Source organism: Pseudomonas sp. 102515, assembly GCF_031085165.1.
Taxonomy (GTDB): domain Bacteria; phylum Pseudomonadota; class Gammaproteobacteria; order Pseudomonadales; family Pseudomonadaceae; genus Chryseomonas.
Map to the genome: position 1 here is coordinate 163,658 of NZ_JAVHTY010000003.1, position 14,485 is coordinate 178,142.

11 protein-coding genes are annotated in these 14,485 nt (G+C 61.3%); 10 read left to right on the forward strand and 1 reads right to left on the reverse strand.

Annotated features, from left to right (window positions below; genetic code table 11):
* Positions 1-3: 3 nt before the first annotated feature.
* Positions 4-867 (reverse strand): oxaloacetate decarboxylase, encoded by an 864-nt coding sequence (locus RCF34_RS12125; RefSeq protein WP_308708391.1) that lies wholly within the window; start codon positions 865-867, stop codon positions 4-6.
* A 288-nt stretch (positions 868-1,155) separates the two neighbouring features.
* Between RCF34_RS12125 and RCF34_RS12130 the strand changes: the two genes are divergently transcribed.
* From RCF34_RS12130 to RCF34_RS12175, 10 genes are all read left to right on the forward strand, one after another.
* Positions 1,156-2,364, forward strand: coding sequence for a methyltransferase (locus tag RCF34_RS12130; RefSeq protein ID WP_308708392.1), 1,209 nt, complete (start codon positions 1,156-1,158; stop codon positions 2,362-2,364).
* 820 nt (positions 2,365-3,184) lie between these two features.
* Positions 3,185-4,594, forward strand: a complete 1,410-nt coding sequence (locus RCF34_RS12135; protein ID WP_308708393.1) for an undecaprenyl-phosphate glucose phosphotransferase — start codon at positions 3,185-3,187, stop codon at positions 4,592-4,594.
* A 154-nt stretch (positions 4,595-4,748) separates the two neighbouring features.
* Positions 4,749-5,189: a low molecular weight protein-tyrosine-phosphatase gene (locus RCF34_RS12140; protein ID WP_133860422.1), complete on the forward strand. Its 441-nt coding sequence runs from the start codon at positions 4,749-4,751 to the stop codon at positions 5,187-5,189.
* A 15-nt stretch (positions 5,190-5,204) separates the two neighbouring features.
* A complete protein-coding gene (locus RCF34_RS12145) occupies positions 5,205-7,421 on the forward strand; it encodes a polysaccharide biosynthesis tyrosine autokinase (RefSeq protein WP_308708394.1) in 2,217 nt (738 codons plus the stop codon).
* A gap of 200 nt (positions 7,422-7,621) precedes the next feature.
* Positions 7,622-8,497 (forward strand): glycosyltransferase family 2 protein, encoded by an 876-nt coding sequence (locus tag RCF34_RS12150; protein ID WP_308708396.1) that lies wholly within the window; start codon positions 7,622-7,624, stop codon positions 8,495-8,497.
* Complete coding sequence (locus RCF34_RS12155; RefSeq protein ID WP_308708397.1) at positions 8,490-9,230, forward strand: WecB/TagA/CpsF family glycosyltransferase; 741 nt, start codon at positions 8,490-8,492, stop codon at positions 9,228-9,230. Before RCF34_RS12150 ends, RCF34_RS12155 begins: the two co-directional genes overlap by 8 nt.
* An 84-nt stretch (positions 9,231-9,314) precedes the next feature.
* Positions 9,315-10,592 carry a hypothetical protein gene (locus RCF34_RS12160; RefSeq protein ID WP_308708398.1) on the forward strand — a complete coding sequence of 426 codons (1,278 nt, stop codon included), beginning with the start codon at positions 9,315-9,317 and terminating at the stop codon, positions 10,590-10,592.
* A 55-nt stretch (positions 10,593-10,647) separates the two neighbouring features.
* Positions 10,648-11,919, forward strand: coding sequence for a flippase (locus RCF34_RS12165; protein ID WP_308708399.1), 1,272 nt, complete (start codon positions 10,648-10,650; stop codon positions 11,917-11,919).
* A gap of 57 nt (positions 11,920-11,976) precedes the next feature.
* Entirely contained in the window at positions 11,977-13,011 is a 1,035-nt protein-coding gene (locus RCF34_RS12170; RefSeq protein ID WP_308708969.1) for a glycoside hydrolase family 5 protein, read from the forward strand.
* A gap of 284 nt (positions 13,012-13,295) precedes the next feature.
* The gene (locus RCF34_RS12175; protein WP_308708400.1) at positions 13,296-14,408 is read left to right on the forward strand and encodes a polysaccharide biosynthesis/export family protein; all 1,113 of its coding nucleotides are present in this window, start codon (positions 13,296-13,298) and stop codon (positions 14,406-14,408) included.
* The last annotated feature ends 77 nt before the right edge of the window (positions 14,409-14,485 follow it).

The window sequence follows — 14,485 nt, forward strand, 5'->3', positions numbered from 1 at the left end:
TGGTTACTCCTTCACGTCCATGAATTCCCGCGCCCAGACTCGATACTCCTGCAGTGTCGAGTACTTGGTGGAGAGTTCCGACGCGGACAGGTCGGACGCGGTGATGTCGCGCTGCTCCCTGAGGCAGTCATAGGTCGCCTTGATCGCCGCGAAGTAGGCGGCATGCCCGTTCACCACGACCCTTACCCCGGCCTTGGCCAGGCGGGCGTTGTCACGCAATTGGGGATTGCCGTAGGTCACCAGCATCACCGGCACGCTCAGGTGCTGGGTGATCTCTTCCAGGTGGGCGAAGTCGCGAATGCCGACCATGCAGATACCGTCCGCACCCGCTGCCTCGTAGGCCTTGGTGCGGGAGATGACTTCCTCGGTGCTCAGTTCGGTGGCGTTGGTCCGGGCAAAGATGCTCAGGGCTTCGTCGATACGGGCTTCCAGCGCGCCCTTGATCTTGCCGATGCCTTCTTCGACGCTGACCAGGTCGGTGGACTTGCGGCCATAGCCGGCCGGCAGCACGGTGTCCTCGATGGTCAGGGCAGCCACTCCGGCACGTTCGAGCTCGGTGATGGTGCGCATCACGTTCAGCGCATTGCCGTAGCCATGGTCGGCGTCGGCGATGATGGGCAGCCGGGCGACCCGACCGATGCGCGTGGCCTGCTCGACGAACTCGCTCAGGGTGATCAGGGCGAAGTCCGGCGCGGCCAGCACCTGCAGGGAAGCCACCGACCCGCCGAGGATGCCCATTTCGAAACCGAGATCATTGGCGATGCGCGCCGACATGGGATCGAAGACGGACGCCGTGTGGTAGCAGCTGTCCGATTTCAGCAGGGATCTGAACGCTAGACGCAGCTTGTGCGGGGAGGTTGGCTTCATAGGATTTTCCTTCTGGGATATACCGAACAGACAATGTTAGCGCGACAAGTAGTGGTGACACGACCAGATGTCCGGCTTTGAGATAAATCGATTCATCAAGCTGACTCACGGTCACCGCTCGGCCTCGCAATCTTCAGGTACCGGAAGCCAGGGTCCGAACGTCATCGAGCAGGGATCAGCCAGCGCAGCCAGGCGCCGGAAATTTCGATACCCAAGCATGCCCGGGCGAAGTGACAATAGTGGCCAGGCCCTGCCTTCCTGCCAATCCCGTCATTGCCTAATGCCATCATGCTTGCCGCTGACTTCCTAGACCGCTTCACCGCCCTGGATCTCTTCCTGACCCGGCATCAGCACCTGTGGCGGCCCAGACCCTTCGTCGAACGGGAACTGGCCTGGGAGTCGAGCCATCCGGATCTGGCCCGCTGGCTGCGGGCCCGCAGTCTGGAAGAGGCCGAGGCGGCCCATAATACTCCCCAGCTGCTGGATGCACCTGAACCCTTCCGCTCGTTGGCAGCCGCCTCGCTGGCACTGGGTCAGGTCGACGAACGCCAGGCGCAACCCCGCCGCGGTCTGCCTGGCAAGCAGGAAGTCGACGTGCCCGGACGCAAATGGCTGCAGATAGAAGCCTTCGCCCGCACGCTGGATTTCCAGCAACCCGTGCAGCGCTGGGTCGACTGGTGCGCGGGCAAGGGCCACCTCGCCAGGCACCTGACCCATCAGGGTGCGCCAGCCGTCTGCCTGGAGGTCGATGCGGCCCTTGTCGAGGAAGGCGCAAGGCTCAGCCACCGGGCTCGAACCCCTGTACACCATTATCAGGCCGATGTGCTCCAACCGCTGCCAGGGGAATCGCTCGGCAGTCGCGACACCCCCGTCGCCCTGCACGCCTGCGGCGACCTGCACGTCCAGCTGCTCAGGGTGACCGCGGAACGCGGCTGTCAGCAGCTGGCCCTGGCGCCCTGCTGCTATGATCGCATCACCGCCGCGACATATGGCCCGCTGTCGGTGCCGGCCAAGGCCTCGGCGCTGCGCCTGGACCGGGAAGCCCTGCGCCTGGCCCTCTGTGAAACCGTTACCGGCGGGCAGCGGGTACGGCGGGACAGAGACCTGTCCATGGCCCGCCGGCTGGGATTCGATCTCCTGCAACGCGAGATCAGGGGCTGCGACGCCTATCTCAATACGCCACCCCTGCCCAGCCACTGGCTGCGCCAGCCCTTCTCGGCCTTCGGTGCGGAACTGGCGCGGCGCAAGGCGTTGCGGCTTCCTACCAGGATCGACTGGCCACTCTGGGAACAACGGGGCTTCCAGCGGCTGGCAGAAGTTCGTAATCTCGAACTGCTGCCCGGTCTGTTCCGGCGCCCGCTGGAGCTCTGGCTGGTGCTGGACCAGGCGCTGTTCCTACAGGAGCAAGGTTACAGTGTGACGTTGGGGACCTTCTGTCCCGTCAGCCTGACACCGCGAAACCTGCTGCTGACCGCGGAAAAACGCCGTTTGGTATAGGCCTACAGCCGCTCTACCCTGCACGTTTGTCGGAATCTGCGCAGAGGAGTGTAAAAAATACCTTTTGGTGATGGACTTCTCACAAAGTCTGCACAATAGTTAAGTCGCAATCTCGCAAAAAAAGCAGGAATAACAAAAATGCGCTACTACCTGCCCGTTTGGACCGGCGTTGCCGGTTGCCTCGTCTTCGCCCAAGCCCAGCTGCCCTGGCTTGCGGTGGCCTCCCTCCTTGTCAGCTGGTCTTTCCTGTTGTTCTCGCACGACAGCGCGAGAAGCTCAGCCTGGCATTCCAAGATCTCCAGCCTCCCCGTCAACTCCCCCCTGAGTTTTCAGTCCCACCATCGCCATTGAGGCGTGCTCCAGGCCAGGGACTGGCCTACACCCGACCTGACGGTCTGGCTGTCTCATTGTTTAGTGAAGCAGCTCACAATTTCCGCATCCCGCATTAAAGTCCGACGGAACGTTTTACCTCCCCCCGCTGCCCGGGCAAGCCATTCATCGCACCCTGATGCGAGAGAAGTGTGCCACCCGTCCGCCCGCGTTGTGACGCACTCCGCCCTTCTTCACTTCGCCTCCCCTGCCGCAGCCCGACTGGCGTGCTATTTGCCCCGAACTGGGGCAACTCGACAGCGTCGTCCGGCCTTTCTACCGTGTGAACCTCTTAATCAGTGCCGAGTCCTAACGTCGCTACAGCCATCATGGCATTTAGCGATCGGTGGTCAGTCATCGGTCCTAGAGCGCCATAGTGAACATTTCATACGCTGGTAGCTGCCTCGCCCAGTTGAAAGTTCGTGCACGGTATACGCACAAGGATGGAACCATGAATTTGAAAGAACGCGGCATTTTGCATACGAATTCCTCGGCAATCTCGCTCGCACACCGCCTGCTCGATCTCGCCGTGATCACGCTGAGCGCCTACGTGGCAGGCACCTGGGCGTCGGACACCGGCATGCGTCCCGAGCATTGGGTCGTCATCTTCCTGTCCTTGCTGATCTTCCACTTCCTCACCGAGCTGAACCACGTCTATGGTTCCTGGCGCGGCGAGCGCATCACCGATGAACTGCTCAAGATCGCCACCTACTGGGTGCTGACCTTCGCGACCGTGTTCATGGTGGACTATTTCTTCTTCGATCAGTCCTATCTGACGCCTGGCGTGATGCAGGGTTGGCTGGGTCTGACGCTGGGCACTCTGTGCGGCTATCGCGTCCTGCTGCGCTCGATCATGCACTCCCTGCGCAAGGCCGGCATCAATACCCGCAACGTCGCCATCGCCGGCAACGGCATGGTCGCCCAGCGTCTGGCGCACACCATCAGCACGGCGCCCTGGATGGGCCTGCGCATCGCCGGCTTCTATAGCGAAAACCAGGACACCGGTGAAGAAGGCGTGCCCAGCCCGGCGTTGAACGGCGGCCTCGAGCAGCTCATGCAGGATGTCCGCTCCGGCCAGGTCGACAAGGTCTACATCACCCTGGGCATGGCCGATCAGAGCAAGATCAACTGGCTGGTCCAGGAGCTGAGCGACACCACGGCCTCGGTTTACATCATCCCGGACATCTTCATGTTCCACCTGCTGCACGCCCGCAGCGAAAGCCTGGACGGCCTGCCCAGCATCAGCATCTTCGATACCCCGATGGATGGTGCCAGCCACATCGTCAAGCGTATCGAGGACATCGTGCTGTCTTCGATCATCCTCGCCATGATCTCCCTGCCCATGCTGGCCATCGCCATCGGCATCAAGATCACCTCGCCCGGCCCGATCTTCTTCAAGCAGAAGCGCTACGGCATGGACGGCAAGCCGATCGAAGTGTGGAAATTCCGCAGCATGAAGGTCATGGAAAACGGGGCCAAGGTCACCCAGGCCACCAAGAATGACTCCCGGATCACCCCCTTCGGTGCATTTTTACGACGTACGTCTCTCGATGAATTGCCTCAATTCATTAATGTACTCCGCGGCGAAATGTCCATCGTCGGTCCCCGCCCTCATGCGGTCGCTCACAACGAGCAGTACCGCAAGCTGGTGCAGGGCTACATGCTCCGCCACAAGATGAAGCCCGGCATTACCGGTTGGGCTCAGGTCAATGGCTGGCGCGGCGAGACCGACACCCTGGACAAGATGCAGAAACGCGTCGAGTTCGATCTGGACTACATCCACCATTGGTCCTTCTGGTGGGACGTCAAGATCATCTTCCTCACGCTGTTCAAAGGCTTCATCAATAAGAACGCATACTGAGTCTGGCCGGGGCCGCTGGCCCCACTGCTCAGCACGACGATCTGGAGCCTGGACTCCTGACTCTAATTACATCGGCAGCGAGCAACTCCCGAAGGGATTGCTGGGCTATCTGCCGTAGATATCTGTTGTCCGGACAACAGGAAGGTTTTGAAGAATGATCAAGTCGATATTGGTTGTATGCGAAGGGAACATCTGCCGTAGCCCAGTCGCAGAAGCACTACTGGCCAAGGCCCTGGAAGGCCGTGACGTCCAGGTCGGCTCGGCCGGCATCAGGGCGCTGGTCGGCCATGGCATCGAGAAGACCGCTCAGGAGGTACTACTACGGGAGAACGGCATCGATTTCACTACCCACAAAGCTCGCCAGGCGGATGCAGAGATGCTGCGCAAGGCGGATTTGATTTTGACCATGGAAGAGTTCCACTCACGCTCCGTCGAAAGTATTGCTCCTGAAGTCAGGGGTAAGGTTTTTCTGATCGGGAAATGGTTGAGCAATCAAGAAGTACCAGACCCTTATCGCCTTTCTAAAGAGATGTTTCAAAATGTCCAAATACTTTTGACGCGCTGTGTAGACAGTTGGCTTCCATACATCAAATAGGGAAGAAGGAATTTCATGACCACGATGCCTCGCTTTACTCCCGAAGTTAAGAATGAGTCGGATATCAACTTCTCCGCACTCTTCGGTATGTTGATCGATTACAAATGGCAACTCTTGTCGGTAATCGGTATTTTCGCTGCGCTCGGTATTGGCTATGCCATTCTGGCCACGCCGATGTATTCGTCCAACGCCATGATCCAGATCGAAATGGAGAAGAAGGGCGTTACCCGACTGACCGATCAGTCCACCGGCATGCCGCCGCCCATGCCCGAGGCGGTGACCGAGATCGAACTGCTCAAGTCGCGTTCCGTGATCGGCAGGGCGATCGAGAACCTCAAGCTGGATATCGAGGTCAAGCCGCGCTACTTCCCGCTGATCGGCAACTTCGTCGCGCGTCGTTTCGAGCCGCAGAATGAAACCGACGTCGCCTCTCCCCTGCTCGGCCTGAACAGCTTTGCCTGGGGCGGCGAGAAGCTGGTCATCGACCAGCTGGAAGTACCGGACAGCAATCTCGACAAGCCGATGAAGCTGAAGGTCGAGGACAACCAGAACTTCACCGTCTTCAACGCCGACGACGAAGTGGTGCTGCACGGTGGCCTCGGCCAGCCGGTGAGCAATGCCGGTTACCAGATCAAGGTGACTACGCTGCAGGCTCGTCCTGGCACCGAATTCACCATCATGAAGAAGCGCTTCTCCAAGACCATCCAGGAATACCAGGGTCGCATCGTCGCCGGTGAGCGCGGCAAGATGTCGGGCATCATCGGTGTCGGTCTGCAGGACGCGGATCCGCTGAAGGCCCAGGCCATCGTCCAGGAAGTCGCGGACATCTACGTTCAGCAGAACATCGATCGCAACGCCGCCGAGTCCACCCAGAGTCTGGAATTCCTGCGTGCCCAGATCCCGGTCGTGAAATCCGACCTGGAAAAGGCCCAGTCCGCGCTGAACTACTATCAGACCAACAAGAAGTCGGTCGATATCGACAGCGAGACCAAGGGTGTCCTGGAACAGACCGTTGCCCTGGACAACCAGATCTCCGAGCTTAACCTGAAGCGCACCGAGATGGATCGCAAGTTCACTCGCCAGCACCCGGCCTACCAGGCGCTGATGAGCCAGCTGGGCCAACTCCAGGCCGAGCGCGCCAAGCTGCAGAAGCGCGTCGAAGTACTGCCGGAAACCCAGCAGGAACTGCTGCGCCTGAACCGCGACATCGAAGTGACCGGCCAGACCTATGCGCTGATGCTGAACAAGGCTCAGGAACTGGAAGTCATTCGCGCCGGTACCGTGGGTAGCGTCCGCATCATCGACAACGCCAACGCCAACGTCGACGATCCGTCCGCCCCCAACAAGCCGCTGATCATCGCCGTCGCCATCATCCTCGGTGGCATCGTCGGCCTGGCCATCGTCTACACCCGTCACACCCTGCGTCGCGGTGTCGAGACCCCGGAAGCCATCGAGCAGATCGGTCTGCCGGTCTACGCCTCGATCCCCTACAGCAAGAACCAGGCGGACACCACCAAGGTACTGGGCACCAAGCAGCCGGGCGAATCCTCGCTGACCGCCATCACCCATCCGACCGATCTGAGCACCGAGGCGCTGCGCAGCCTGCGTACCAGCCTGCACTTCGCCATGATCGAGGCCAAGAACAACATCCTGATGATCTCCGGTCCCAGCCCGGGCGTCGGCAAGTCCTTCGTGTCCTCGAACCTGGCCGCGGTGATCGCCGAATCCGGTCAACGTGTCCTGCTGATCGACGGCGACATGCGCAAGGGCTATCTGCACAAGCTGATGAACACCAAGCAGCAGGACGGTCTGTCCGATCTGCTGAGTGGCCGCATCGCGCTGAACGACGCCATCAAGAAGACCGAAGTGGGCAGCCTGGATTTCGTCTCCTGCGGCCAGTTCCCGCCGAATCCGTCGGAACTGCTGATGAGCCTCCGCTTCACCACCGTGCTGAAGAAATTCAGCGAGCTGTACGACATCGTTATCATCGACACCCCGCCGATCCTGGCGGTGACCGAGGCCGGCATCATCGGCAGCCACGCCGGTACCAGCCTGATCGTCGCACGTTTCGGCGTGAACAGTGTCAAGGAGCTTGAGGCGACCAAGCGCCGCTTCGACCTCAACGGCATTCCGCTCAAGGGCGTGATCTTCAACGCCGTCGAACGCAAGGCCAGTAACTACGGCTCCTATGGCAACTACCACTACTCCTACGAGCAGGACGCCAAGAGCTGATGCACTACCCCGGCTGGACGGCCTGAGCGCCGTCCAGCCAATCCCTTCAGGGATCGCGGCAGTATTCGTACAGGCGCACGAACAAGAAACTACCTCACACAGCGATTTCGAAGGGTTCGCTCCTGAACCCGGCCACGCTTGGCAGCCTTGGATCTCGACGCTGTACCGGATTGATGATTCTGAAGAATAGGAACACGCCAATGAACGTAGTCATGGTGCTCAACTACAAGGCCCCCAACGAAACCATCAGTTGTGTGGAGAGCATCCTCAAGCACTGCCCGTCCATCGATCACGCGGTGGTGGTGGACAATGATTCCCAGGACGGCTCCATCGACGTCCTGCAACGCTGGCAGGCCGAAAACGGCCTCAGCCAGGTCACCGTGCTCGCCAGTCCGCGCAACGACGGCTACGCCGGTGGCAACAACTACGGCATGCGCTGGGCGCTGGACAATCTGGCGGTCAAGCATTTCTGGGTCGTCAACAACGACGCCTACGTCAAGGACGATGCCTTCGCGCCGCTGCTGGCCGAACTGCAGCGCGCACCCAAGACCATCGTCGGCTCGGTGATCCTGAGTTCCCAGACCGGTCGCCTGGAGTGCTATGGCGGCGGCATCCTCTATCCGCTGCTGGGCAAGTCCAAGCTGCTGGGCAAGGACATCGAGGTCAGCGAGATCTCCAAGCTGGACCGTGAACCCGACTACATCATGGGCTGCAGCATGGCCTTCTGCGCCAGCCTGCTGACCGAGATCGGTTTCATGGACGAAGCCTACTTCATGTATTCCGAAGAGGTGGACTGGCAGCACCAGGCCAAGCGCAAGGGCGTCGCCCTCAAGGTCTCGCGGGAGAGCCAGCTCTATCACTATGGCTCCATGAGCTCTGGCGGCCGCAGCGCCTTCTACCACTACTTCCGTAATCGCGCGGCGACCCGTTTCAATCGCAAGTTCCACGGCGCCCCCTACGCACTGGTCTCCGCCGTGCTGCTGTCCGGCATCACCGTGCTCAAGGAATTCAAGAATCCGAAACTGGCCTGGTCCGGCGTCAAGGGCGCCTTCAAGGGAGCGACGATGCATGTCTAACCTACGCACCCAAGCTTTCGGTATCGATTTCTTCACCGGTACCAAGGACGAGTTGATGAGCTCGATCAGCCAGGACATCCATCGGCCCTACAGCTACATCGTCACGCCGAACATCGACCATGTCGTGCAGCTGCAAAGCAACTCCGACATGCGCGAGTCCTATCAGCGCGCCGGCAAGCGCATCTGCGACAGCCGGATCCTGATGCCCATCCTCAAGTCGCTCGGCGTCGCCGTGCCCGAGGTCATCACCGGCAGCGATCTCACCCTGAGCATCCTGCGCAAGGCCAACGACGAGCGCCTGTCGGTGGTGCTGATCGGTTCCAGCGAGAATGACGTCGGCAAGCTGCGCCGGATGTATCCGCACATCCAGCTGGCGCACTACAACCCGCCGATGGGCTTCATCAACGATCCGCTGGAGACGCAGAAATGCGTCGACTTCGTGATGCAGAATCCGTCGGAATTCATCCTCTATGCCGTAGGGGCTCCGCGTCAGGAAAAGCTCGCGCGGCAGATCGACAGCAGCAAGCGTACCGGCGTCGGTCTGTGCATCGGCGCGTCCATCCTGTTCGCCGTGGGCACCGTCAAGCGCGCACCGCGCTGGATGCAGAAAGCCAGGCTGGAATGGCTGCACCGGCTGTGCTCGGAGCCCAAGCGGCTGGCCAAGCGTTACGTGCACGATGCGCTGAGCATCCTGCCCATCTATCTCAAGGAACGCAGCAGTCGACGCACCTGAGTGGCTGCCCCGCAGCTTTCTCAGCCGCAAGGAAGATGACCACCGGACAAGCAGTCCGGTGGTCCCGTCTGGATGGGTAGGTCTATGAGCATTCTCCGTAAAAGTACCGTTTCCTTCGTTCTCCTGATCCCGTTGCTGATCCTGCACCTGGACGTGTTCGGCGAAAGCCCGCACAACCCGGTCGGCATCCTCTACCTGAACGAGCTGTATCTGGCCATCTGCATGGCCTTCACCTTCTTCTACCTGCTGACCAGCATTGGTACCCAGCAGCGCGAATTCAAGATCCTGATGACCTACGCCGTCTATTCTTCGGCGATCTTCATCGGGTTGCCGGCGATCTTTTCCTTTCTGTTCTACGGTCAGCCGATCTTCTACGGTCTGATCGAAGAGCGGCGGATCCTGTTCAGCTTCGGCTTCGCCACCCTGATGTTCCTCGGGCGCAACATGAGCGCCTCGCAATTCGAGAAAGCCCTGCTGATCACGGCGCTGCTGGCCGCCGTCATGGCCTGGATGTTCAAGTTCGGCGTGCTGCCGGACCTGCGCGACAAGCAGTCCTCCTTCGACCGCCCGGACCGTTCTTCCATCGGTGCGCCGGCGCTGTGCCTGGCCTACTTCTACTGCATCCAGACCTGGAACAAGGGCATCTCGCCGATCGATGGCTCGACGCGTAGCAAGACCGTCCACATCGTGCTGGCCATGGTCTTCCTGCTGACCCTGGTATTCGGTACCCAGACCCGGCAGCTGATCGTGCTGGCGTTGGTTTTCACCGTGTTCTGCCTGAAGAGCAAGTCGATCGTCTGGATCTGCGTCTCCACGCTGCTGCTGTCGCCCTTCTTCATCTTCCCGGACCTGATGAAGGTGCTGGGGCTGAATCTGGACTTCTATGCCCAGTCGGTGGAGGACGGTCCCACCGATGGCGTGCGTGAGCAGACCATCGGCTACATCTTCTCCCACCTCAGCCAGAACCACTGGTTGCCGAGCGGCTCGCTGTCGCTGATGTGGAACAACGGCTTCATCCCCTATTTCGGCGAGTACTTCTTCCTCTCCGACGTCGGGGTGTTCGGCACCCTGTTCCGCTTCGGCTTCCTGGCCTTCATCATCATCCCGGTATCGCTGTTCCTCTACTATCGCTGGGCCAAGATGCTGCACCCCGATACCGGCTTCGTGGTGACCGCCACCCTGGCCCAGCTGGTGATCTGGCCGCTGGCCGGCTTCTTCGAGTACCTCCAGGCCACCATCTGCTACCTGATGGTGATCCAGGCCCTGCGCGCGCTGCACCACTACAGCTCCGCCCCGGTCCAGGAGACTTACGTCAGCAGTCCCTACCCGCGTCCGAGCAGCCCGCTGGCTCGCCCGGTCTGATCCCTCGTGCCGCCCGGAGTCCGCCGGGCGGCCCCAAGGAGTTTTCACCCCCACGATGTCGATGATCAAAAACAGCACCTGGAACATCCTGGGTGTCGTCATTCCCAGTGCCATCGCGCTGCCCACCATGGGCGTGCTGTCGCGCCTGCTCGGTGTCGAGCAGTTCGGCCTGTTCACCCTGGCCTTCGCCATCGTCGGCTATGCCACCCTGTTCGATGCCGGCCTGTCGCGCGCGGTGATCCGCGCCGTCGCCATGCACCACGGCGACAAGGCGCTCAACCGATTGGTCATGGGCACGGCCACCGGCGCCGTCATCGGCCTGAGCCTGCTGGCGACACTGCTGCTGTGGTTCGGCGCGGGCAAGGTGGTGAGCCTGCTGCACGTCTCGCCCGAGCACTTCGACAACGCCGTGGCCGGCTTTCGCTGGCTGAGCCTGTGCGTCCCGCCCTTCCTGCTGGCGACGGTCTGGTTCGCCTACCTGGAAGGCAACGAGCGCTTCGGCGAATTCAACATCCTGCGGACCTTCTCCAATAGCCTGCTGGCGATCGCGCCCCTGATCGCGGTGCTGATCGAACCGAGCTTTTCCGCCACCGTGATCGGCCTGGTGCTGGCCCGGGTGGTCTCCATGGCGCTGGCCTACTGGCCGTTGCACAAGGACTTCCCGGAAGGCATCCGTACCTTCAAGGTCGAGGTGTTCAAGGAGCTGCTGAAATTCGGCAGCTGGATGACGGTGAGCAACATCATCAGTCCGCTGATGGTCTATTTCGACCGCTTCGTGCTCTCGCACATGGTCGGTGCCAGCCGCGTGTCCTTCTACACCGCCCCGGCCGAGGCGGTCTCGCGGATGCTGATCATCCCCAATGCCGTGGCCCGCGTGGTGTTCCCGCTGCTGAGCAAGAGCGGCGAGGACGCCGCGCGCCAGGCCAACAAGGCCTTCTGGGGCCTGTTGCTGATCAGCCTGGCGATGGTGCTGCCGATCCTGGCGCTGGCGCCCTGGATCATGACCGTGTGGATGGGCCCGGAGTACGGCGGCGATGCCGCGCAGATCCTGCGCATCCTGGTAGTGGGCTTCATCTTCAACGCCCTGGCGCAGATTCCCTTCGCCAAGATCCAGGCCCGTGGCCATTCGCGGACCACCGCGATGATCCATCTCGCCGAACTGCTGCCCTACCTGGGCCTGCTGGTGGTCTGCATCCAGCATTTCTCCATCATGGGCGCCGCCATCGCCTGGACCATCCGGGTGACCGTGGACTATCTGGCGCTGGAATACTTCGCCCGGCGCACACCGCCGCTGCAACCCACGCCGGTCTATCAGCAGAGTTCCTGAGGGAGCCCTGCCCTGACGAACTTACGCAACACACGAGAGGTGCTGTCCGTGTCACGAGTGAAACGTCGTATCGGTGGTGGCCTGCTGGCCACCGTCTTGTTGTCCGCAGCGCTTTATGGCCAGGCTCAGCCACAACCGGCGACAGCCAAGGTGGACCTCATCGGCATCAACATGTCGGCCGCCGGCTTCGCCGGCCAGGTCCTGCCCGGCGTGGAAGGTACCAACTACTTCTATCCCGGCGAAGAGTACTTCCGCCGCTACGCGGACAAGGGCATCCGCTTCATCCGCTTCCCTTTCCTCTGGGAGCGGGTGCAACCCCAGCTCGGCGGTGAACTGGACCAGGCCCAGGTCGCGCTGCTGCAGCGCACCCTGGATTTCGCCGACAAGTACGGCATCCGGGTGATCCTGGACATGCACAACTACGCGCGCTATCGCGGTCAGCTGATCGGCTCGTACCAGGTGCCCTACGCCAGCTACGCCGATGCCTGGAAACGCCTGGCCCTGACCTTCCAGAAGCATCCGGCGCTGTACGGCTACGATGTCATGAACGAGCCCCACGACACCCAGGGTCTCTGGCCCCGGGCGGCGCAGACGGCCGTGGACAGCATCCGCAGCGTCGACATGAAGACGCCGATCTTCATCGCCGGCGACAGCTGGTCCAGTGCCCAGCGCTGGCCCCAGGTGAATGGCGATCTGCTGATCAAGGATCCGGCGGACAACCTGATCTACGAAGCCCACATCTATTTCGACGACGATTCCAGCGGCAATTACGCCTCGGGCATGAAGGGCGTCCATCCCATGATCGGCGTGGAAAGAACCCGCCCCTTCATCGAGTGGCTGAAAAAGCATAATTTGCGCGGCTTCATTGGCGAATATGGGATACCTGCACACCCACAGTGGCTGGAAGCCATGGACAATCTGCTGAGCTATCTGGGCGAGCAGTGCGTACCCAGCGCCTATTGGGCGGCCGGTCCGGGTTGGGGCGACTATCCTCTGGCCATCGAACCGAAGAACGGTGCGGAAAAGCCGCAGACGGCCCTGCTGCAAAAACACCTGAACAAACATGACTGCCAGGTCATAGGACCTCGTTAGCGGAGATGTGACAGATTTCGAACGGCGTCACCTTTTCCGTTCCCGGGGTGCTGAACTCGATGGCTAAAGGCCAGTCCTAGACCAGCAGACTCAGGTGCTCATACAACTAGAAGCTGAGACCTCGAGTTCTCTCGCACGCTGGACAGGCTGGTCACATGGAACCTGGTCCACCGTCGAGGCTCGCTGCGTCTCGCGAAGGAACACCATGAATAACCGGCTCGTCGCTTCTACCTTCCGATTTATTCCTCTTGCTCACACTCAATCAGCAATCAAGGACGAATGACATGAAAACCAAATTTACCGCTCTGGCCTTGCTGTCCGGCATCGTCCTGCAGGGTTGCGCCTACTCCCCGGGTCAGTACCTGGACCAGGACGACCTGAAGAGCGATCCGAGCATCCAGGGCACCAAGGTCCAGCTGATCCCGATCACCAGCTCGCTGCTGATGAGCCAGGATTCCGCGGCCCTGTCCAAGGCTCCCGACCTCAAGCCCCTGCTGGACTACAAGCCGCAGGCCTACCGCGTCGGTCCGAGCGACCTGCTCTACATCACCGTCTGGGATCACCCCGAACTGACCGCTCCGTCCGGCGCCCAGCAGCAGCTGGAAGCCAACGGTCGCCTGGTGCGTCCGGATGGCACCCTGTTCTACCCCTACGTCGGTACCGTGCGCGCCGCCGGCAAGACCCTGGAAGAGATCCGCACCGATATCTCCCGCCGTCTGGCCACCTTCATCGACAATCCCCAGGTCGACGTTAGCGTGCTGAAGTTCGGCAGCCAGAAGGTCACCATCTCCGGTGCCGTGAACAAGGGCGACGCCATTCCCCTGACCACCAAGCCCATCACCCTGGTGGAAGCCCTGGGCCAGGCCGGTGTGGCCAACAGCGGTGACGCCGACCTGACTGGCGTGACCCTGGTCCGCGACGGCAAGGAATACCGCCTGGATACCGACAGCCTGAACCGCAAGGATTCCAAGCTGTACGGCATCTACCTGAAGGACGGTGACAGCCTCCACCTGCCCTACAACGATGCCCGCAAGGTCTATGTGGTCGGTGAAGTCCGCGCTCCGGCAGCGGTCAGCTACAAGATCACCAACCTGAACCTGATGGAAGCCCTGAGCCAGGCCGGCGGCATCCAGCAGGAAACCGCCAACGCCGACGCCGTCTACGTCATCCGTGGCCCGGAAGACCTGAAGGCTCCGGGTGCCACTGCCCAGGTCTTCCACCTGGCGGCCAAGAACCCCACCGCCTATGTGCTGGCGCAGAACTTCCATCTGCAGCCGCAGGACGTGGTCTTCGTCGGCCCGGCCGGTATCACCCGCTGGAACCGCTTCGTCAGCCAGCTGCTGGGCTCGACCAACATCCTCTCCACCAGCGCCAACCTGAACAGCAGCTTCAAGTAACGGTGCCCGTTGCCGTCATGCCGGTTACCGCCGCGCATGACGGCAATTCCTCTGGACGTATCGCCACATCCCCGCTG

Excerpts from the sequence above, each read along its gene's own strand:
- RCF34_RS12150 (WP_308708396.1), top strand. The coding sequence starts at position 7,622 with ATGAACGTAGTCATGGTGCTCAACTACAAGGCCCCCAACGAAACCATC.
- RCF34_RS12125 (WP_308708391.1), bottom strand. The coding sequence starts at position 867 with ATGAAGCCAACCTCCCCGCACAAGCTGCGTCTAGCGTTCAGATCCCTG.
- RCF34_RS12130 (WP_308708392.1), top strand. The coding sequence starts at position 1,156 with ATGCTTGCCGCTGACTTCCTAGACCGCTTCACCGCCCTGGATCTCTTC.
- RCF34_RS12135 (WP_308708393.1), top strand. The coding sequence starts at position 3,185 with ATGAATTTGAAAGAACGCGGCATTTTGCATACGAATTCCTCGGCAATC.
- RCF34_RS12165 (WP_308708399.1), top strand. The coding sequence starts at position 10,648 with ATGTCGATGATCAAAAACAGCACCTGGAACATCCTGGGTGTCGTCATT.
- RCF34_RS12140 (WP_133860422.1), top strand. The coding sequence starts at position 4,749 with ATGATCAAGTCGATATTGGTTGTATGCGAAGGGAACATCTGCCGTAGC.
- RCF34_RS12145 (WP_308708394.1), top strand. The coding sequence starts at position 5,205 with ATGACCACGATGCCTCGCTTTACTCCCGAAGTTAAGAATGAGTCGGAT.
- RCF34_RS12175 (WP_308708400.1), top strand. The coding sequence starts at position 13,296 with ATGAAAACCAAATTTACCGCTCTGGCCTTGCTGTCCGGCATCGTCCTG.
- RCF34_RS12155 (WP_308708397.1), top strand. The coding sequence starts at position 8,490 with ATGTCTAACCTACGCACCCAAGCTTTCGGTATCGATTTCTTCACCGGT.
- RCF34_RS12160 (WP_308708398.1), top strand. The coding sequence starts at position 9,315 with ATGAGCATTCTCCGTAAAAGTACCGTTTCCTTCGTTCTCCTGATCCCG.